The sequence below is a fragment of the Pseudomonas chlororaphis genome, from assembly GCF_001921865.1.
In the GTDB taxonomy this organism is placed as follows: Bacteria; Pseudomonadota; Gammaproteobacteria; order Pseudomonadales; family Pseudomonadaceae; genus Aquipseudomonas; species Aquipseudomonas chlororaphis_D.
Genome location: NZ_MSCT01000006.1, coordinates 167,709 through 186,111, shown reverse-complemented (window position 1 = coordinate 186,111; position 18,403 = coordinate 167,709). Strand labels below are relative to the sequence as shown.

The 18,403-nt window shown below is 65.3% G+C and carries 15 protein-coding genes; 3 read left to right on the top strand and 12 right to left on the bottom strand.

The window, feature by feature from the left end; translation table 11 throughout:
• The first annotated feature begins 79 nt into the window (after positions 1–79).
• Positions 80–2,641, top strand: coding sequence for a TonB-dependent receptor (locus BTN82_RS06295; RefSeq protein ID WP_075118300.1), 2,562 nt, complete (start codon positions 80–82; stop codon positions 2,639–2,641).
• 288 nt (positions 2,642–2,929) lie between these two features.
• On the opposite strand, the gene BTN82_RS06290 is transcribed toward BTN82_RS06295, so the two are convergent.
• Both BTN82_RS06290 and BTN82_RS06285 read right to left on the bottom strand, forming a co-directional pair.
• On the bottom strand, positions 2,930–3,238 hold the full coding sequence (locus BTN82_RS06290) for a ribbon-helix-helix domain-containing protein (RefSeq protein WP_075118299.1): 309 nt from the start codon (positions 3,236–3,238) through the stop codon (positions 2,930–2,932).
• A gap of 16 nt (positions 3,239–3,254) precedes the next feature.
• Positions 3,255–3,836, bottom strand: a complete 582-nt coding sequence (locus BTN82_RS06285) for a DJ-1/PfpI family protein (protein WP_075118298.1) — start codon at positions 3,834–3,836, stop codon at positions 3,255–3,257.
• Positions 3,837–4,136: 300 nt separating this feature from the next.
• On the opposite strand from BTN82_RS06285, the gene BTN82_RS06280 reads away from it, so the two are divergent.
• Entirely contained in the window at positions 4,137–5,027 is an 891-nt protein-coding gene (locus BTN82_RS06280; protein WP_075118297.1) for a DMT family transporter, read from the top strand.
• Positions 5,028–5,194: 167 nt separating this feature from the next.
• Here the strand turns inward: BTN82_RS06280 and BTN82_RS06275 are convergent, their stop codons facing one another.
• The 4 genes from BTN82_RS06275 to BTN82_RS06260 form a co-directional block, all read right to left on the bottom strand.
• Positions 5,195–6,412 (bottom strand): class I SAM-dependent methyltransferase, encoded by a 1,218-nt coding sequence (locus BTN82_RS06275; RefSeq protein WP_075118296.1) that lies wholly within the window; start codon positions 6,410–6,412, stop codon positions 5,195–5,197.
• Between the two features lie 234 nt (positions 6,413–6,646).
• Positions 6,647–7,264, bottom strand: coding sequence for a TPM domain-containing protein (locus BTN82_RS06270; RefSeq protein WP_075118295.1), 618 nt, complete (start codon positions 7,262–7,264; stop codon positions 6,647–6,649).
• 29 nt (positions 7,265–7,293) lie between these two features.
• Positions 7,294–8,040 (bottom strand): TPM domain-containing protein, encoded by a 747-nt coding sequence (locus BTN82_RS06265; RefSeq protein ID WP_075118294.1) that lies wholly within the window; start codon positions 8,038–8,040, stop codon positions 7,294–7,296.
• A gap of 73 nt (positions 8,041–8,113) precedes the next feature.
• The gene (locus BTN82_RS06260) at positions 8,114–8,722 is read right to left on the bottom strand and encodes a LemA family protein (protein ID WP_075118293.1); all 609 of its coding nucleotides are present in this window, start codon (positions 8,720–8,722) and stop codon (positions 8,114–8,116) included.
• 253 nt (positions 8,723–8,975) lie between these two features.
• Between BTN82_RS06260 and bglX the strand changes: the two genes are divergently transcribed.
• Positions 8,976–11,297, top strand: coding sequence for a beta-glucosidase BglX (gene bglX, locus BTN82_RS06255; RefSeq protein WP_075118292.1), 2,322 nt, complete (start codon positions 8,976–8,978; stop codon positions 11,295–11,297).
• 76 nt (positions 11,298–11,373) lie between these two features.
• Here the strand turns inward: bglX and BTN82_RS06250 are convergent, their stop codons facing one another.
• The 6 genes from BTN82_RS06250 to BTN82_RS06225 all read right to left on the bottom strand — a co-directional run bounded on the left by BTN82_RS06250 (position 11,374) and on the right by BTN82_RS06225 (position 18,331).
• A complete protein-coding gene (locus tag BTN82_RS06250) occupies positions 11,374–12,531 on the bottom strand; it encodes a phospholipase D-like domain-containing protein (RefSeq protein ID WP_075118291.1) in 1,158 nt (385 codons plus the stop codon).
• A 1-nt stretch (position 12,532) separates the two neighbouring features.
• Positions 12,533–13,123 carry a YceI family protein gene (locus tag BTN82_RS06245; protein WP_075118290.1) on the bottom strand — a complete coding sequence of 197 codons (591 nt, stop codon included), beginning with the start codon at positions 13,121–13,123 and terminating at the stop codon, positions 12,533–12,535.
• A gap of 305 nt (positions 13,124–13,428) precedes the next feature.
• Entirely contained in the window at positions 13,429–14,199 is a 771-nt protein-coding gene (locus BTN82_RS06240) for an IclR family transcriptional regulator (protein ID WP_075118289.1), read from the bottom strand.
• Between the two features lie 86 nt (positions 14,200–14,285).
• Positions 14,286–15,743 carry an amidase gene (locus BTN82_RS06235; protein WP_075118288.1) on the bottom strand — a complete coding sequence of 486 codons (1,458 nt, stop codon included), beginning with the start codon at positions 15,741–15,743 and terminating at the stop codon, positions 14,286–14,288.
• A complete protein-coding gene (locus BTN82_RS06230; RefSeq protein ID WP_075118287.1) occupies positions 15,743–17,053 on the bottom strand; it encodes a citrate-proton symporter in 1,311 nt (436 codons plus the stop codon). Before BTN82_RS06230 ends, BTN82_RS06235 begins: the two co-directional genes overlap by 1 nt.
• 102 nt (positions 17,054–17,155) lie before the next feature.
• Positions 17,156–18,331, bottom strand: a complete 1,176-nt coding sequence (locus BTN82_RS06225) for a M20 aminoacylase family protein (RefSeq protein WP_075118286.1) — start codon at positions 18,329–18,331, stop codon at positions 17,156–17,158.
• Positions 18,332–18,403: the final 72 nt, after the last annotated feature.

Here is an 18,403-nt window from a genome sequence, read left to right as displayed (position 1 = left end):
TTTTACTGACGCGTCTTCCTCCGGTCTGCGTTGTTTACGCACACCTTTTCTGGCCTTTTTCGCCACCCCGGGGGATTTCATGTTTCGCGCGCCTTATCACTTGCAGTTCATCTGTTCGCGGCCGACCCTGCTCGCCGCCTGCCTGGCATTCAGCCTGCAGGCCCAGGCCGAGTCGATCACCTTCGCCCTGCCCGCCCAACCGCTGGCGGCTTCGCTGAGCCAGGTGGCGCAGCAGGCGAAGATCCAGTTGCTGTTCGACGAAGAACTGCTGCGCAACGTGAAGGCGCCGGCGCTCAGGGGCGATTTCAGCGCCGAGGCGGCGATCCAGCAACTGCTGGCCGGCAGCGAGTTCAGCCTGGTCAAGGTCGACAAGACCTATGTGGTGCGCCCCGCGGAAAACAGCAGCACCCGCAGTTCGGCCCTGCAACTGGGCGCCATGAGCGTGATCGGCAGCGGCCTGGAAGTGGACTCCGCCACCGTCGGCCGCTCGACCCTGAACCAGGCCGAGATCGACCGCCACCAGGCCACCAACATTCCCAGCCTGATCGCCACCCTGCCCGGCGTGACCCTCGGCGGCTCGCTCAAGCCCGGCGGCCAGACCATCAACATCTGGGGCCTGGGCGACGCCGAAGACGTGCCGATGAGCGTCGACGGCGCGACCAAGAGCGGCTTCGAGCGCTACCAGCAGGGGTCGATCTTCATCGAGCCGGAGCTGATCAAGCGCATCGAGGTGGAAAAAGGCCCGCACTCGCCCGAGACCGGCAACGGCGGTTTCGGCGGCACCGTGCACATGGAAACCAAGGACGCCCCGGACCTGCTGCAAGAAGGCCGCGACACCGGCGCCATGCTCAAGTACGGCTACAGCAGCAACAGCCACGAACAGGCCTACACCGGCGCGGTCTACGGCCGCACCGAGGACCGGCGCTTCGACGCCCTGGCCTACTGGACCAAGCGCGACGGCGACGACATGAAGCTGGCCAGCGCCCAGCCGGACCCGCGCAACGCCTACCCGATCAACCCCAAGCGCCTGCCCAATACCGCCCAGGACCTGGACGGCGAGCTGTTCAAACTGAACATGCAACTGACCGACGAACATCGCCTGGGCTTCAGCTACATGCGCTCCAACAGCGATATCTGGGCGCCCTTCTCGGCCAAGAGCTACCCGACGCCGCCGACCCAGAGCGATATCGACAAGTACGGCTACGACGGCGCCACCCGGCGCTTCCTGGCCCAGCGCAACACCGTCGACACCACTTGGCTGGGCAAGTACCAGTACACCCCGCTGGACAATCCGTGGATCGACTTCGAGGCCCAGTTCTCCGACTCCAAGACCGACCAGACCGACGAGCGCGGACCGAACTCCTACATCCAGCCGGCTTCCGGCGGTCGCAAGATCACCGTGGGCTACGAAGACAAGATTCTCTCGCTGAAAAACACCAGCCGCTTCAGCACCGGGCCGCTGGAACATGCGCTGACCAACGGTATCCAGATCCGCAAGCACACCCGCGAAGTGGACATGTGGATGCCAGGCAAGACCTATGAAGTGGCCAAGTACAACTACGGCCATTACCAGCCGGGCTTCATGCCCCACGGCAAGGTCGACAACAACGCCTTCTACATCCAGGACGCGATCACCCTGGGCAACTTCACCCTGACCCCGTCCCTGCGCTACGACCATGTGCGCAACCGCGGGCAGAAAAACGACGCCTCGGTCTACAACAGCCCGGACCCGGTGGTCGGCCACGATTACGGCGACAAAACCTACACCGGCTGGTCGCCGCGGCTGTCGGCGTTCTGGACGGTCACCCCGCAGGTCGCCCTGTTCGCCGACTACAGCAAGACCTGGCGCGCGCCGGTGATCGACGAGCAATACGAAGTCCAGGCTCCCGGCACCACTCGCTCGTCCACCAGCCGCGACCTCGACCCGGAACGCATCACCGCCCTGCGCGCCGGCAATATCACCAGCTTCGCCAACGTCTTTACCGACGCCGACGCCGTGCAGATCCGCACCACGGTGTTCCGCAACGAAATCAAAGACGAAATCATGAAAAACCTGGGGATCGGCTGCCCCGAGCAGCTGAGCACCGGCAAGAGCATCAACCAGGTCTGCAACCAGCCGACCATCGGGGTCTACCGCAACATCGGCGACCTGACCATCAAGGGCTTCGAGGTCGAGAGCTTCTACGACTCGACCTACCTGTTCGGCTCGCTGTCCTACTCCTGGGTCACCGGCAAGCATGAAGGCGCCTACACCAACCCATGGGGGCCGAACGTCTGGGCACGGGACATTCCGCCGCGCAAATGGGTCGCCACCCTGGGGGTGAAAATCCCGCAATGGGACGCGCAAGTGGGCTGGCAGGGCCAGTGGGTACGCCAGACCGACCGCGTGCCCAGCGACGACTACCCGAACGGCCCGGCCAGCGCCCTGGGCGACTCCTCCTGGGACCAGTACGAGAACGACCGCTACAACGTGCAAGGCCTGTTCGCCAACTGGAAACCGCAGCAGCCGTACCTCAAGGGCACCGAGGTCAACTTCACCCTGGACAACATGTTCAACCGCGATTACCGCCCGCCGCTGAGCGGCGAAAACGCCTCGAGCCTGGGGCGTAACGCCAAGATCAGCGTGACCCGGTTCTTCTGAACCGGCGTTGCCTGAACGATCGCCATCGCGAGCAAGCTCGCTCCTACAGAAAGCACACCGCCCCCCCTGTAGGAGCGAGCTTGCTCGCGATAGGGCCGGCACAGCCACCAGAAATCCGCCGCCTCCCTCTCATGTAGCCGCTGCCGAGCCTGCGAGGCTGCGAACGGGGTGCAGCCCCGCAAAACCTGGCGGCGCGGTATGCCTGATGTGTAGCGTCGTCTGGTTTGGCGCCTGCTGCGCAGGCGGGCGCAGCCTCGCTATCGCTCGGCAGCGGCTACAGGGATTGGCTCAGGTCTTGATGGCGCTGCGCACCACGCTGAGTTCCGGCGCGGTGCTGCGGCGCTGGCTCAGGTAGCGGGTGCAACTGACCCGCAGGAAGGACGCGAAATTCACCACTTCGCCGCGGTAGTCCATCACTTCTTCGTAGAGCTTGGCGATCAGTTGGTTGGTGGTCATGCCGTCGACCTCGGCGATTTCGCTGAGGATGTCCCAGAACTGGTTTTCCAGGCGCAAGGTGGTCACCACCCCACAGATACGCAGCGAGCGCGAGCGGGACTCGTAGAGGATCGGGTCGGCTTTGACGTAGAGCTCGCACATGGCGGGCGTTCCTCCGTTACAGGGTGATCCGGGTGCCCAACAGGCCAAGGAAACCGGCCAGCCAGCTCGGGTGCGCCGGCCAGGCCGGAGCCGTCGCCAGATTGCCTTGAACGTGGCTGTCCGTCACCGGGATTTCGATGTAAGTACCGCCGGCCAGGCGCACTTCCGGGGCACAGGCCGGATAGGCGCTGCACTCGCGGCCTTCGAGAATACCGGCGGCGGCCAGCAGTTGCGCGCCGTGGCAGACGGCGGCGATCGGCTTGCCGGCCTTATCGAAGGCCTGCACCAGTTGCAGGACTTTTTCGTTCAGCCGCAGGTATTCCGGGGCACGCCCGCCGGGGATCAGCAGCGCGTCGTAGTCGGCGGCCTCGGCCTTGGCGAAGTCGAAGTTCAGGGCGAACAGATGGCCCGGTTTTTCGCTGTAGGTCTGGTCGCCCTCGAAGTCGTGGATCGCGGTGCGCACGGTCTGCCCGGCGGTTTTGTCCGGGCACACTGCATGCACGGTGTGGCCGACCATCAGCAGCGCCTGGAACGGCACCATCACTTCGTAGTCCTCGACGTAATCGCCGACCAGCATGAGGATTTTTTTCGCGGCCATGGAGATGACTCCTCTTCAAGGGAAAACGGGAGTGTTCAAGGTAGTCCTTATCGGCGGTGCCGGGTAATAACCCGGTACTACGCCTCCAGTGCTTCTGTAGGAGCGAGGCTTGCCCGCGATCCAGGCGCCGCGGACTGACTGGCCCACGCGTTTTCGTTCATCGCGAGCAAGCTTCGCTCCTACAAAAAAATGTGCCGACAACTGTACGGACAACTCTGCGTACAGCTGTAACAGGGCGCTGCCGTGGGTTTATGGCTAGATGAATGCCCCTGCCCTTCCTATAAGAAAACGGTCGCCATCATGTCTTCCCGTGAAAATACCGGCATGGCCCTGGGCCTGCTCGGCGTGGTTATTTTCAGCCTGACCCTGCCCTTCACCCGCATCGTCGTCCAAGAACTGCATCCGCTGCTCAACGGCCTCGGCCGGGCGCTGTTCGCGGCGATTCCGGCGGCGGCGCTGTTGCTCTGGCGGCGCGAAAAGTGGCCGACCTGGCAACAGGTCAAGGGCCTGAGTCTGGTGATCGCCGGGGTGATCCTTGGCTTTCCGGTGCTGTCGGCCTGGGCCATGCAGACCTTGCCGGCCTCCCACGGCGCGCTGGTCAATGGCCTGCAACCTTTGTGCGTGGCGCTCTACGCCGCCTGGCTGTCCCATGAGCGGCCGTCGAAAGCTTTCTGGGCCTGTGCCGCGCTGGGCAGCGCGCTGGTGCTGGGGTATGCGCTGATCAGCGGCGCCGGCAGTATCCAGGCCGGCGATCTGCTGATGCTCGGGGCGATCGCGGTCGGCGGCCTGGGCTATGCCGAAGGCGGTCGTCTGGCCCGAGAGATGGGTGGCTGGCAGGTAATCTGCTGGGCGCTGGTGCTGTCGACGCCGTTGTTGATCGGCCCAGTGTGGTACCTCGCGGCGCAGCACCAGGGCGCGGTTTCGGCGAAGACCTGGTGGGCTTTCGGCTATGTGGCTTTGTTCTCGCAGTTCATCGGCTTCTTCGCCTGGTACGCCGGGCTGGCCATGGGCGGCATCGCCAGGGTCATCCAGATCCAGCTGCTGCAAATCTTCTTCACCATCGCCTTCTCGGCGCTGTTCTTCGGCGAGCAGGTGGAACCGGTCACCTGGGTGTTTGCCGCCGGGGTGATCCTGACCGTGATGCTCGGGCGCAAGACCGCGGTGCGTCCGGCAGCGCCGGTACGGGTGTAGCCGCTGCCGCAGGCTGCGATCGGCACCACAGGGGCCGCAAAGCCAGGCGCTGCGGTGCATCGGCAAGATCGAGAATGCCGCCTTTGCGCCGGCTGCGCCGTCGTTCGCAGCCTGCGGCAGCGGCTACAGGGGCGCGTCAGGGCCGATCGCAAGGGTCGGTGCAGGGCTCAGGCCAGGTAGCCGTCGGCCTTGAGCAGGGTTTCCAGGCAGTGCTCGCTGATGTGGTAGAACGCCTTGAGTTCGCCGATCTTCGCCAATAGCTGGGTCGGGTCCTGGGCCTCGGCGCGTTTGACCGCGAGGATCATCTTGTTCTTGTTGGTGTGTTCCAGGGAGATGAATTCGAAGACCTTGGTCTCGTAGCCGCAGGCTTCGAGGAACAGCGCGCGCAGGCTGTCGGTGACCATCTCCGCCTGCTGGCCCAGGTGCAGTCCGTATTGCAGCATCGGCTTGAGCAGTGCCGGGCTCTGCATCTGCGGGCGGATCTGCTTGTGGCAGCACGGCGAGCACATGATGATCGCCGCGCCGGAGCGGATGCCAGTGTGGATCGCGTAGTCGGTGGCAATGTCGCAGGCATGCAGGGCGATCATCACGTCCAGCTCGCTGGGCGCCACGCTGCGCACGTCGCCGCACTTGAATTCGAGGCCCTGATGGTCGAGGCGCACCGCCGCGGCGTTGCACAGGGTCACCATGTCTTCGCGCAGCTCGACGCCGGTCACCTGCCCTTGCGCCTGCAAGGTGTTGCACAGGTAGTCGTGGATGGCGAAGGTCAGGTAGCCCTTGCCGGAACCGAAGTCAGCCACGCGCACCGGCTGTTGCAGATCGATCGGCGAGGCACCCAGCGCATGGCTGAAGACCTCGATGAACTTGTTGATCTGCTTCCACTTGCGCGACATCGCCGGGATCAGCTCATGCTGCTTGTTGGTCACCCCCAGGTCGGTGAGGAACGGCCGGCTCAGCTCCAGGTAGCGGTTCTTCTCGCGGTTGTGCTCGGCGGACGGCACCTCACGCTGCTGCTGGGCCTTACCCTTGAACAGCGAGCTTTTGCCCTTCTTGCTGTATTCGAGCTGCACCTCGTCGGTGAGCGACAGCAGGTGCGCGTTCTTGAACGACGCCGGCAGCAGCCCGGCGATCAGCGCCACGCCTTCATCGAGCGGGAAGTTCTTAGTGATGTCGCGGGTCTTGTAGCGGTAGACGAAGGACAGGCACGGCTGCTCCTTGACCGTCACTTGCTTGATGATGATCCGCTGCAGGTCCGCCTCGGCGCCAACATGCTTGGCCAGCACCAGCTTGATAAAGGCGTTCTGCGCCAGGCTGGTTTCCAGCAGCGCGAGAAACTGGGCGTGATGGTCCGGCGCGAGGCTGGTGGGGGTTGCGGTTGCAGACATGAAAAAGGCGCCTCGGGCGATGCGGGGGTGAATCGGGGAATGGCGGGTATTTTAGGGGGATGGCCGGCGGGGGCACAGCGTTATTTAGCCGCTGACACAGATTCCGCGGGTTTGCTCTTGTAGCCGCTGCCGAAGGCTGCGATCGGCCGGCACGGCCGTGGCGTCCGCAAGATCGCAGGAGGTCCTGCGGACCTTGCGCAGCCTTCGCCAGCGGCTACAGGTGCGCGGGGCCGCTCAGCCCAGGACCACCAGGCGGTTGGGCAATTCGTTGCGCACGTGGGTTACCGGCACATGCACCTTGAGCAGTTCGCCGCAGGCCTCGATACAAGTGACGAAGCCTTGCAGGGTCTGCCCCTGCTTCACCTGCTGGGTGAAGGCCTGGACGATGGCGTCCCAGCTCTTGTCGTCGAGGCGCTTGGAAATGCCCTCGTCCACCAGGATCTCCACATAGCGCTCGGCTTCGCAGACGAAGATCAGCATGCCGGTGCCGCCGACGGTGTGATGCAGGTTCTGTTCGAGGAACTGCCGGCGGGCCAGGTTCGAGGCGCGCCAATGGCGGACCGAGCGCGGGATCAGGCGGGTGGTGATCCGCGGAATGCGAAACACCAGGCAGAGCACGATAAAGGTCGCCCATTGCACCAGCAGCAACAGGTGCATGCTCAACCAGCCGGTGGCGTAATGCACCACGCCCGGCACGATCAGCGCCAGCAGGCTGGCCCAGAGCAGCGGAATGTAGGCGTAGTCGTCGGCGCGGGCGGCCAGCACGGTGACCAGCTCGGCATCGGTCTGCTGCTCGACCCGGGCGATCGCCTCGGCGACCTGTCGTTGTTCGTACTCACTCAGTAGTGCCATGTCGTCCCATACTCATTCATTATTTTTAATCACCAGCCGCCTGACGATCCGCCGCCGCCAAAGCTACCACCGCCACCGCTGAAGCCCCCGCCGCCAAAGCCGCCTCCGCCGAAGCCCCCGCCGCCAGAACCGCCGCGCCCACCGCCCCCGCTGGGCAGGATGCCAAGCAACTGGCAGACGAAGATCGTCACGAAAAACAGCAGCACCAGGAATATCAGGACCCCGGGGTGGCGCTCGAAGAAATCGCCGCCACGCTGCTCGCCACCATCGTAGGCGGCGCTCGGCTCGTCCAGCGGGTTGCCGCCCAGCACCAGCAGCATGGCCGATACGCCGTCGCTGATGCCCTTGCTGAAATTGCCGGTCTTGAAGGCCGGGGTGATGACCTGGTTGATGATCACCGAACTTTGCGCGTCGGTCAGGCGGTCTTCCAGGCCGTAGCCGACTTCGATGCGCAATTTGCGATCGTCGCGGGCGACGATCAGCAAGGCGCCGTTGTTCTTGTCTTTCTGGCCGATGCCCCAGTAACGCCCCAGCTGATAACCGAAATCCTCGATGCTGGTGCCTTGCAGGTCCGGCACGGTCACGACCACCACCTGCTCGCCGCTGGCCTGCTCGTGGGAGGCCAGTTCCTGGGTCAGTTGCTGGCGCACCGCCGGCTCGATCATCTGGGCGTTGTCCACCACCCGCCCGCTCAACGCCGGGAACTTCAGCTCGGCCTGGGCCGTTACCGCAAACACCCAGAGCAACAGCACCAGGCCAACTCTCAACACGCGCATTGGAACCTCATCCGTGGTAACGCCGGGCCAAGCCCCGTGGCCGCTTGCGCGATCCGCGGGCGCCCGCTGCTGATCAGAACTTCACTTGCGGCGCCTTGTCGGCGTCGGGGCTGGTGGCCTCGAAGGTCTCGCGCACCGGCAGGTTGCTGTACATCACGCTGTGCCACAGGCGGCCAGGGAAGGTGCGGATCTCGGTGTTGTACTTCTGCACCGCGAGGATGAAATCGCGGCGGGCCACGGCGATGCGGTTCTCGGTGCCTTCGAGCTGCGACTGCAAGGCCAGGAAGTTCTGGTTGGCCTTGAGGTCCGGATAACGCTCGGAGACCACCATCAGGCGGCTCAAGGCGCCGCTCAACTGGTCCTGGGCCTGCTGGAACTGCTTGAGTTTTTCCGGGTTGTCCAGGGTATTGGCGTCGACCTGGATCGAGGTGGCCTTGGCCCGCGCCTCGATCACCGCGGTCAGGGTGTCCTGTTCGTGCTTGGCATAGCCCTTGACCGTTTCCACCAGGTTGGGGATCAGGTCGGCGCGTCGCTGGTACTGGTTCTGTACCTGGCCCCAGGCCGCCTTGGCCTGTTCGTCGAGGGTCGGGATGTTGTTGATCCCGCAGCCGCTCAGCAGGCTGCTGAGCAGCAACAGGGCCATCACGGGCCAGCTCGAGCGCAGGCTTTGTCGTACGTTCATAGTGGTGACGCTCCTTGCAATCTATGGAATTGAACCTGTGACCCTGCAAGCCGGATGCATCGGGCATAATCTGCCGTTGCGACTGGATTGCATCGAGCCAATCGGCTAAAAGATGCCCAGCACGAAAAAGAGTTCAGAAGTGTGCTGCATTTATCCGAACAACAATAGTCGTTCCGTTATTAGCCGCTCCCTAATTTTCGGCCCCCCGACGCGCCTGTATCGCGTCCGTTTCAGGCCCTAGAGAACAATATTCATGAAGAAGCTGTGTTTGCTGGGCCTGCTGGTCAGCCTGGCCAGTCACCCTGCCCTGGCCGCCACCGCACCGGCGTCGGCCCAAGAAAAACCCTTTTCCGCGGCGGTCCTGCTGAACAAGGACGCCTTTATCGACAACCTGCTCAAGCAGATGACCCTCGATGAGAAGATCGGCCAGTTGCGCCTGATCAGCATCGGCCCGGAAATGCCCCGCGAGCTGATCCGCAAGGAAATCGCCGCCGGCCGCATCGGCGGCACCTTCAACTCCATCACTCGCCCGGAAAACCGGCCGATGCAGGACGCGGCCATGCGCAGCCGGCTGAAGATCCCGATGTTCTTCGCCTATGACGTGATCCACGGCCACCGCACGATTTTCCCGATCCCCCTAGCCCTGGCGTCGAGCTGGGACATGGACGCCATCGGCCGCTCCGGGCGCATCGCCGCCCGGGAAGCCAGCGCCGACAGCCTGGACATCACCTTCGCGCCGATGGTCGACATCTCCCGCGACCCGCGCTGGGGCCGTACTTCCGAAGGTTTCGGCGAAGACACCTACCTGGTCTCGCGCATCGCCAAGGTGATGGTCAAGGCCTACCAGGGCGACAGTGCGAAGAACGCCGACAGCATCATGGCCAGCGTCAAGCACTTCGCCCTGTACGGCGCGGTGGAAGGCGGTCGCGACTACAACATCGTCGACATGAGCCCGGTGAAGATGTACCAGGACTACCTGCCGCCCTACCGCGCGGCGATCGACGCCGGTGCCGGCGGGGTGATGGTGGCGCTGAACTCGATCAACGGCGTGCCGGCCACCTCCAACACCTGGCTGATGAACGACCTGCTGCGCAAGGAGTGGGGCTTCAAGGGCCTGGCGGTGAGCGACCACGGCGCCATCGTCGAGCTGATGCGCCACGGCGTCGCCAAGGACGGCCGCGAAGCCGCCAAGCTGGCGATCAAGGCCGGCATCGACATGAGCATGAACGACTCGCTGTACGCCAAGGAGCTGCCAGGGCTGATCAAGTCCGGCGACGTCAGCCAGCGCGACCTCGACAACGCCGTGCGCGAAGTGCTGGCCGCCAAGTACGACATGGGCCTGTTCGCCGACCCGTACCTGCGTATCGGCAAGGCCGAGCAGGACCCGGCCGACACCAACGCCGAAAGCCGCCTGCACCGCGACGACGCCCGCGATGTGGCGCGCCGCAGCCTGGTGCTGCTGAAGAACGCCAACGACACCCTGCCGCTGCAAAAGGCCGGCAAGATCGCCCTGGTCGGCCCGCTGGCCAAGGCGCCGATCGACATGATGGGCAGCTGGGCCGCCGCCGGCGTGCCGGCCCAATCGGTCACCCTGTACGACGGCATGAGCCGCGCCCTGGGCGACAAGGCGCAACTGATCTACGCCCGCGGCTCGAACATCACCGCCGACAAGAAGGTGGTCGACTACCTGAACTTCCTCAACTTCGATGCCCCGGAAGTGGTGGACGACCCGCGTTCGGCCCAGCAGTTGATCGATGAAGCGGTCAAGGCCGCGCAGCAGGCCGACGTGGTGGTCGCGGCGGTGGGCGAGTCGCGGGGCATGTCCCACGAATCCTCGAGCCGTACCGACCTGCACATCCCGGCCAGCCAGCGCGAGCTGATCAAGGCCCTCAAGGCCACCGGCAAGCCGCTGGTGCTGGTGCTGATGAACGGCCGGCCGCTGTCGCTGCTCGAGGAGAACGAACAGGCCGACGCGATCCTGGAAACCTGGTTCAGCGGCACCGAAGGCGGCAACGCCATCGCCGACGTGCTGTTCGGCGACTACAACCCGTCGGGCAAGCTGCCGATCACCTTCCCGCGTTCGGTGGGGCAGATCCCGACCTATTACAACCACCTGACCATTGGCCGACCGTTCACTCCGGGCAAGCCGGGCAACTACACCTCGCAGTATTTCGACGACACCACGGGCCCGCTGTTTCCGTTCGGTTATGGCCTGAGCTACACCACGTTCAGCCTGTCGGACATGGCCCTGTCGTCGACCACCCTGAACAAGAGCGGCAAGCTCGACGCCAGCGTGACGCTGAAAAACACCGGCAAGCGCGACGGCGAAACCGTGGTGCAGTTGTATATCCAGGACGTCGCCGGCTCCATGATCCGCCCGATCAAGGAACTCAAGGACTTCCAGAAAGTGCAGCTCAAGGCCGGCGAACAGAAGGTGATCCACTTCAGCATCAGCGAAGACGACCTGAAGTTCTACAACGCCCAGCTCAAGTACGCCGCCGAACCGGGCGAGTTCAAGGTCGAGATCGGCCTGGACTCCCGGGACGTCAAGCAACAGAGCTTCGAGCTGCTGTAACCCCTCCCCCCAGGCTCGCTCCTACAGCATCGGCGCAATTCCCTGTAGGAGCGAGCTTGCTCGCGATAGCGCCGGTTCAGCCCCGGCGATCCAGCAGGTTCACCACCAGCCGGTCGACCCAACCCCAGATCCGTTGCTTGACCCGGCGCCACAGCGGGCGGTTCTTCCAGGCCTCGAGGCTGACCTGCTGGCTCTGGGCGAAGTCGGCGAGGAAGCTCGCGGCCACCGCCTCGGTCAGCGGCAGGTCGAGGGCCTCGAGGTTGGCTTCCAGGTTGAAGCGCAGGTTCCAGTGGTCGAAATTGCACGAGCCGATGCTCACCCAGTCGTCGATCAGCACCATCTTCAAATGCAGGAAGCGCGGCTGGTACTCGAAGATCTTCACCCCAGCCCGCAACAGGCGCGGGTAATAACGGTGCCCGGCATAACGCACCGAGGGGTGATCGGTGCGCGGCCCAGTCAGCAACAGGCGCACATCCACCCCACGCCCCGCCGCGCGACGCAGGGAACGACGGACCTTCCAGGTCGGCAGGAAATACGGGGTCGCCAGCCAGACTCGCCGTTGCCCGCTGTTCAGCGCCCGCACCAGCGATTGCAGGATGTCGCGGTGTTGCCGGGCATCGGCGTAGGCCACCCGGCCCATGCCCTCGCCCTGGGCCGGGACCCGCGGCAAGCGCGGCAGGCCAAAGTTCGAGGCGGGCTTCCAGGCGGTGCGATGGCGGTTGGCGATCCACTGCCGGTCGAACAGCATCTGCCAGTCGAGCACCAGCGGGCCGCTGATCTCCACCATGACTTCATGCCAGTCGCAGCTGTCTTGCAGCGGGTTCCAGAATTCGTCAGTGACCCCGGTGCCGCCGACCACCGCCAGTTCCTGGTCCACCAGCAACAGCTTGCGATGGTCGCGATACAGGTTGCGTAGCCCGCGGCGCCAGCTCAGGCGATTGTAGAAACGCAGCTCGACCCCGGCGCCGGTCAACCGCTGGCGCAGGCCCAGGGTAAACGCCAGGCTGCCGTAGTCGTCGAACAGGCAACGCACCCGCACCCCGCGCTCGGCGGCCTGAACCAGCGCCTGGACCATGGCTTCGGCGCATGCGCCGGCTTCCACCAGGTACAGCTCCAGCTCGACCTGCTCGCGGGCCCGGGCAATCGCCACCAGCATCCGCGGAAAGAAGCTCGGGCCGTCGATCAGCAACTCGAAGCGATTGCCTTCACGCCAGGGAAAGACCGCGCCCGCCATGTCAGCGCGCCGTGAAGATCAGCACCGCACCCACCGGCACCGAGAGACTGATCGCCGACAGGCCGGCGGCCTTGCGCAGGGTTTCCAGGCCCGGCAACAGGTCAAAATCGGCGGCGTTGAGTACCAGCGGTTCCAGGGTCACCACCTGGAAGCGCCGATCGTCCAGGCGCGTGGCCAGGAGTTCAGCGCTATACTCGTGCTGCTTGCCGTGCAAGGTGACGTTGACCGGCAGGCGCAGCTCGATCTGCGCGCCAGGCGCCAGGTCGTTGATCGGCCGCAGATTGATCTGTGCCTCGATCAGGGCATCCGGGTGCTGGGCAATCTCGAACAGCTCCTTGCGCATGCGCTCGTCGCGCAAAGGAATGCCGCTGCTGATCGAATCCAGCTCGACCTCCAGCCGGGCCATGCCCTTGGCATCGACCTTGCCGTGCAAGATCAGGAAGCGCTGGACCTCGGCGACATTGGCGTTCTTGGTGGTGACGAACGACAGGCGCGAGGACTCGTTGTCCAGGTACCAGTCGGCCTGGGCCGGCAGGGCCGCGCAGGCCAGCAGCAACGCAGCCATGGCGTTGGGGAAAGACAGCTTGAACATGGAAGACTCTTGGGGTCGAGAAATCTGAGCCGAACCTTAACCGGCCCGCGGGCGCTTGCAAACAGCGACCGGGCCTGAACGGCGAATACTCGGAGTGTACGAAGACGAAAAAGATCCCCTGGTAGCCGCTGCCGAGGCCGTGAGGCAGCGTACGAGATGGAGCGGCATTGCGACGCAGCCTGCGGTTTACGTGCGGGGTTTGCCTGGAACACGGTGTCGTTCGGGTTGCGGCCGCTGCGCGTCCGTACGCAGCCTCGCTGTCGCTCGGCAGCGGCTACAGACCGATGGTCTGTATGTTTTACAGGTCACGCCAGACTGCGCTCGACGTCGTGGACGGTGGCGGCGAGACTCGCCAAGTGCAGGCTCAGCACCCGCTCCACCGGCGCCTGGTCCATCGGCCAGTGCAAAGCCATGCTGCCCACCAGCCGGCCCTGGTCGCGAAGCGGCAACGCCACGGCGCGGATCAGGAACGGCAAGCGTACCGGATATTCCCAATAGCCCTCGGTGCGCTGGCCGAACCCCTGGTGCTGAGACTGTTCGCAGGCACGGTACTGGTCTTCCTGGGGCACTCGTTCGCGGGCGGCGAGGCGTTGCACCTGCTCATGATCCAGCTCGGCCAGGCAGGCCTTGCCCATCGCCGAGTGGAACAGGCTTGAATAGTGACCGACGATCTGGCAGTTGTGCGGATAGCGCTTGCGCAACACCGCGGGAATCGAACTTTCCATCACCTCCAGGCGTTCACCGTCAAAACACGACAGGTCGACCACCAGCCCGGTGCGCTCGCTCAACGCTTGCAGCCAGGGCGCGGCACGCTCCACCAACTGCCGCTTGAAGCGCTGCTGCTGATCGCCGAACAACCGACGGGCGCACAGCCGATAACGCCGGTCGCTCAAGCCGCGGTAGATCCAGCCCTGCTCCTGTAACGTCAGGAGCATGCGCGACACCGTGGCCTTGGGCAGCGCCGTCAGGTAATGCAACTCCTCCAGGCCCAGGGCCTGGTGCTGGCCCAGCAGTTCGACGATCGCCAACGCCCGTTCGACCGAACGCACACTGCCGGTTTCTACCTTGCTGGCCATATGCCGACCTCCCTGATAAGCGGATGGATGAGCGTTTCACGCAGCAAGATGCGGGCCCAATGGACCCGCGCCTCCCAAGCCGAAGGTTACAGCGGATGACCGGGCGGCCGGCGCCTGACCCACTGCGTCAACTGTTCGTGGGCATGGCCGAGCTGCAATACCGCCCGGTCGGCCTGGGCCGGGCCGATGATCTGCAGGCCCATGGGCAACCCCGCCGGGTTGAAACCGACCGGTACGCTGAGGCTCGGCAGGCCGGCCAGGGTCGGGCCTATCACCACCTCCATCCAACGATGGTAGGTGTCCATTTCCCGCCCGCCGACCACCCGCGGCCAGTGCAAGCCTGCATCGAAAGGGAACACCTGGGCACTGGGCAACAGCAGAAAATCGTAACGCTCGAACAGCTGCTCCAGGGCCCGGTACCAATCGCTGCGGACCTGCGACGCGCGGTAGATGTCCGCCGCGCTCAGGCGCAACCCGCCTTCGACCTCCCACTGCGCTTCGGGCTTGAGCAGGCCACGCTTTTGCGGGTCGGCATACAACGGCCCGAGGCTGCCCTGCACCAGCCAATGCCGATGCGCCAGCCAGCATTGCCACAGCTGCTCCATGGAAAACGCCGGCTGACAGGCCTCAACCTCGCAGCCCAGCCGGCGAAAGTCTGCCAGCGCGCTTTCGCACAACGCCAGCACGCCGTCGTCCATGGCCAGATAACCGCCGTAGTCGCCCAGCCAGCCCAGGCGCGCGCCGCGAAAGTCCCGTTGCAGGGGCTCATTGAAAATCGCCGGATCGTCCCTGGACGACAGCGGTACCCGTGGGTCGTACCCGGCCTGGGTCGCCAGCAGGCGCGCGACATCCGCCACGCTGCGGCCCATCGGGCCTTCGGTAGCCAGTTGCTGGACGAACAGTTCCGGCGCCGGCCCATGGGGGACCCGCCCCTGGGACGGACGCAGGCCGAAGACATTGTTGAACGCCGCCGGGTTGCGCAACGAGCCCATCATGTCGCTGCCATCGGCCACCGGCAGCATGCGCAACGCCAGGGCCACCGCCGCCCCGCCGCTGCTGCCGCCGGCATTGAGGCGCGGGTCGTAGGCGTTGCCGGTGGTGCCGAACACCTCGTTGTAGGTCTGCGAGCCAAGGCCGAATTCCGGCACGTTGCTCTTGCCGATCATCAGCGCCCCGCTGGCCCGGACCCGCGCCACGCTGATGGCGTCGTGGGCCGGGACCTGCTCGGCGAACAGCGGCGAGCCCAGGGTCGTGCGCAGCCCGGCGGTGGCCGCCAGGTCCTTGATCGCCTGGGGCATGCCGTGCATCCAGCCCAGGGACTGGCCCCGCCCCAACTGGCGGTCGCGCTCGTCGGCCTCGGCCAGCAGCACCTTGCGCTCGCGCAGGGACACCAGGGCATTGACCCGCGGGTTGCACTGCTCGATGCGGTCGAGGTAGGCCGACATCACTTCGCGGCAGGAAAACTGGCGGGCATGGATCGCCCGGGACAATTCGACGGCGCCCAGTTCAACGATGGGCCCAAGGTCTGGCACTGCGTTATCCATCAAGGCTTCACCCCGAAATTCAATGTGTCCGGTTTCTGCTCCTTGGGTGCCTCATGCAGGCAATAAGTGCCCAATAGCGTCAACAGGCAAGCAAAGAGTACATAGAAGGCCGGCGCCACCGGGGTACCCAGCACCTTGCTGAGCCAGGTCACGATCAGCGGAGCGAAACCGCCGAAGACCATCACCGCCACGTTGTAGGCCACCGACACCCCGGTGGAGCGCACCTGCACCGGGAACTGTTCGGCCAGGGCCGTCGGCGCCGGGCCGAAAAAGCCACCGATGGCGCTGCACAGCAGCACCTGCATCACCAGCAGGCGTTCGATAGACGGCGCCGCCGCAACCCAGACGTACAGCGGGTAGACCATCACGAAGAACGCCAGGGTAAAGGCCAGCAATACCGGGCGGCGCCCCAGGCGGTCCGACAAAGCGCCGGACAGCGGGATCACCAGGGTCATCAGCGCCACCGCGAACATTTGCACCAGCAGCACCTGGTCCAGCGGCAAGCCCAGGTTCTTGTGGGCGAAGGTCGGCATGTTCACCAGCACCACGTAGAACGACACGGTCGCCCCGCAGGCCAGGCCCATGGACACCAGGATGCTACGCCGGTACTCGCGCAATACGTGCACCAGCCCCGGGCCATTGCCGCGGACCTGCTTGCGGGCCTCGACGAAGGCTTCCGGCTCCTCCATGTACTTGCGGATCCACAGGCCCACCGGGCCGATCAGCAAGCCGAGGACGAACGGCAGGCGCCACCCCCACAGGTCGAGATCCTCGGGTGAGAACAGGTGGGTGACCAGCGCGACCATGGCCGCCCCGGAGAACACCGCCAGGCATTGCCCGACCAGTTGCCAGGAACCGTACAGGCCCTTGCGGTGCGCCGGCGCGCTTTCCACCAGGAACGCCGTGGCGCTGGCGTATTCGCCACCGGTGGCGAAGCCTTGCAGCATGCGCGCGACGACAATCAGCAGCGGCGCGCCCATGCCGATAGCCGCGTAGTTGGGGGCGAAGGCGATCAGGGCGATGGACACCGTCATCAGCCGGATGATCAGTTGCATCGCCGCCTTGCGCCCCTTGCGGTCCGAATAGATGCCCAGCAGGACACCGCCCACGGGACGCATGAAGAAACCCACGCCGAAGGTGGCAAGCGCCATCAACAGCGAGGCGTATTCGTCTTCGGACGGGAAAAACTGCCGGGCGATGATACTGGCCAGGAAGCCGTAGACGATGAAGTCGTACCACTCCAGGGCGTTGCCGATCACGGCGGCGACTACTTGCCGGGTACGCGAAACACTGGATCTCGGGGCGTGCATGAGCGCTGTCCTTCTATTCTTGTCGGGCTCTCGAACGAGCCCTTATGGGAAGTGCCGGGCGCCAGGGAAGCGCCCGATTCAGCGGCAGAAGAAAGGGAAAACTCAGGCCGGCTCGAGCCAGCTCTCGGCCAGCGCGGCCCAATAGGCGGCGCCGGTCGGCAGGATGTCATCGTTGAAGTCGTAGCCGGGGTTGTGGACCATCGGCCGGGACAGGCCGTTGCCGATGAACAAGTAGCTGCCGGGACAGCGTTGCAGCATCCAGGCGAAATCTTCGCTGCCCATCAGCTTGCGCGTATTGCCGTCGACCGCCTGCTCGCCCAGCAGCGCCACGCCGACCTGGCGCGCGAATTCGGTCTCTTGCGGGCTGTTGACCAGCACCGGATAGGCCGGGCGGTGCTCGATGCTGGCGGAGCAACCGAAGCTCTGGGCCTGCGTCTGGATGATCGCCTTGACCCGTTCGAGCATCTGTTCGCGCACCGGCGCGTTCAGCGCCCGCAGGCTCAGACGCAGCAATGCCTGCTGCGGGATGACGTTGGCCGCCTCGCCGGCCTGCAACGCCCCCACTGTCACCACCGCCGCCTCCTGGGCGTCGAGGTTGCGCGCCACCACCGTCTGCAAGGCCATCACCACGCTGGCCGCGGCCACCAGCGGGTCGACCGTCAGGTGCGGCATCGAACCGTGGCCACCGACGCCTTCGATGATCACCGTGAGCAAGTCCTGCGAGGCCATCATCGGCCCCTCGCGAAAGCCCAGGTGCCCGGCCGGCAGCCCGGGCATGTTGTGCATGCCGAACATCGCGTCGCAGGGGAAACGCTCCAGCAGGCCGTCGGCGAGCATCGCCTCGGCACCGCCTTGGCCTTCCTCGGCCGGCTGGAAAATCAGGGTCAGGGTGCCGTCGAACTGGCGGGTGGCCGCCAGGTAGCGCGCCGCGCCGAGCAGCATGGCGGTGTGGCCGTCGTGCCCGCAGGCGTGCATGCAACCGCGGTGGCGGCTGCTGTAAGGCACCCCGGTGTCCTCGACGATGGGCAAGGCGTCCATGTCGGCGCGCAGGCCGAGCCGGCGCGGACCGCTGCCGTTACGCAGCACGCCGACCACGCCGGTCTTGCCGACGCCGGTATGCACGTCGTAGCCCCACTCCGTCAGGAGGCGGGCGACCAGGGCCGAGGTGCGGTCCTCCTCGAAGCCGAGTTCGGGGTGGGCGTGGATGTCCTGGCGGACGGCGCGCAGATCGCTGGCGACGTCGTCGAGCCAGGCAAGGATATGGGCGAAGCGGGTCATGACGGATCTCCTCGGGCCGGGTGTAATCCCGTTCTTTTTTTCGGAGCGTCTCACGGTGCAGCAAGGCGTGAT

Excerpts from the sequence above, each read along its gene's own strand:
- BTN82_RS06285 (WP_075118298.1), bottom strand. The coding sequence starts at position 3,836 with ATGGCCGCGAAAAAAATCCTCATGCTGGTCGGCGATTACGTCGAGGAC.
- BTN82_RS06270 (WP_075118295.1), bottom strand. The coding sequence starts at position 7,264 with ATGGCACTACTGAGTGAGTACGAACAACGACAGGTCGCCGAGGCGATC.
- BTN82_RS06265 (WP_075118294.1), bottom strand. The coding sequence starts at position 8,040 with ATGCGCGTGTTGAGAGTTGGCCTGGTGCTGTTGCTCTGGGTGTTTGCG.
- BTN82_RS06225 (WP_075118286.1), bottom strand. The coding sequence starts at position 18,331 with ATGACCCGCTTCGCCCATATCCTTGCCTGGCTCGACGACGTCGCCAGC.
- BTN82_RS06240 (WP_075118289.1), bottom strand. The coding sequence starts at position 14,199 with ATGGCCAGCAAGGTAGAAACCGGCAGTGTGCGTTCGGTCGAACGGGCG.
- BTN82_RS06290 (WP_075118299.1), bottom strand. The coding sequence starts at position 3,238 with ATGTGCGAGCTCTACGTCAAAGCCGACCCGATCCTCTACGAGTCCCGC.
- BTN82_RS06260 (WP_075118293.1), bottom strand. The coding sequence starts at position 8,722 with ATGAACGTACGACAAAGCCTGCGCTCGAGCTGGCCCGTGATGGCCCTG.
- BTN82_RS06245 (WP_075118290.1), bottom strand. The coding sequence starts at position 13,123 with ATGTTCAAGCTGTCTTTCCCCAACGCCATGGCTGCGTTGCTGCTGGCC.
- bglX (WP_075118292.1), top strand. The coding sequence starts at position 8,976 with ATGAAGAAGCTGTGTTTGCTGGGCCTGCTGGTCAGCCTGGCCAGTCAC.
- BTN82_RS06275 (WP_075118296.1), bottom strand. The coding sequence starts at position 6,412 with ATGTCTGCAACCGCAACCCCCACCAGCCTCGCGCCGGACCATCACGCC.
- BTN82_RS06280 (WP_075118297.1), top strand. The coding sequence starts at position 4,137 with ATGTCTTCCCGTGAAAATACCGGCATGGCCCTGGGCCTGCTCGGCGTG.
- BTN82_RS06295 (WP_075118300.1), top strand. The coding sequence starts at position 80 with ATGTTTCGCGCGCCTTATCACTTGCAGTTCATCTGTTCGCGGCCGACC.
- BTN82_RS06235 (WP_075118288.1), bottom strand. The coding sequence starts at position 15,743 with ATGGATAACGCAGTGCCAGACCTTGGGCCCATCGTTGAACTGGGCGCC.
- BTN82_RS06250 (WP_075118291.1), bottom strand. The coding sequence starts at position 12,531 with ATGGCGGGCGCGGTCTTTCCCTGGCGTGAAGGCAATCGCTTCGAGTTG.
- BTN82_RS06230 (WP_075118287.1), bottom strand. The coding sequence starts at position 17,053 with ATGCACGCCCCGAGATCCAGTGTTTCGCGTACCCGGCAAGTAGTCGCC.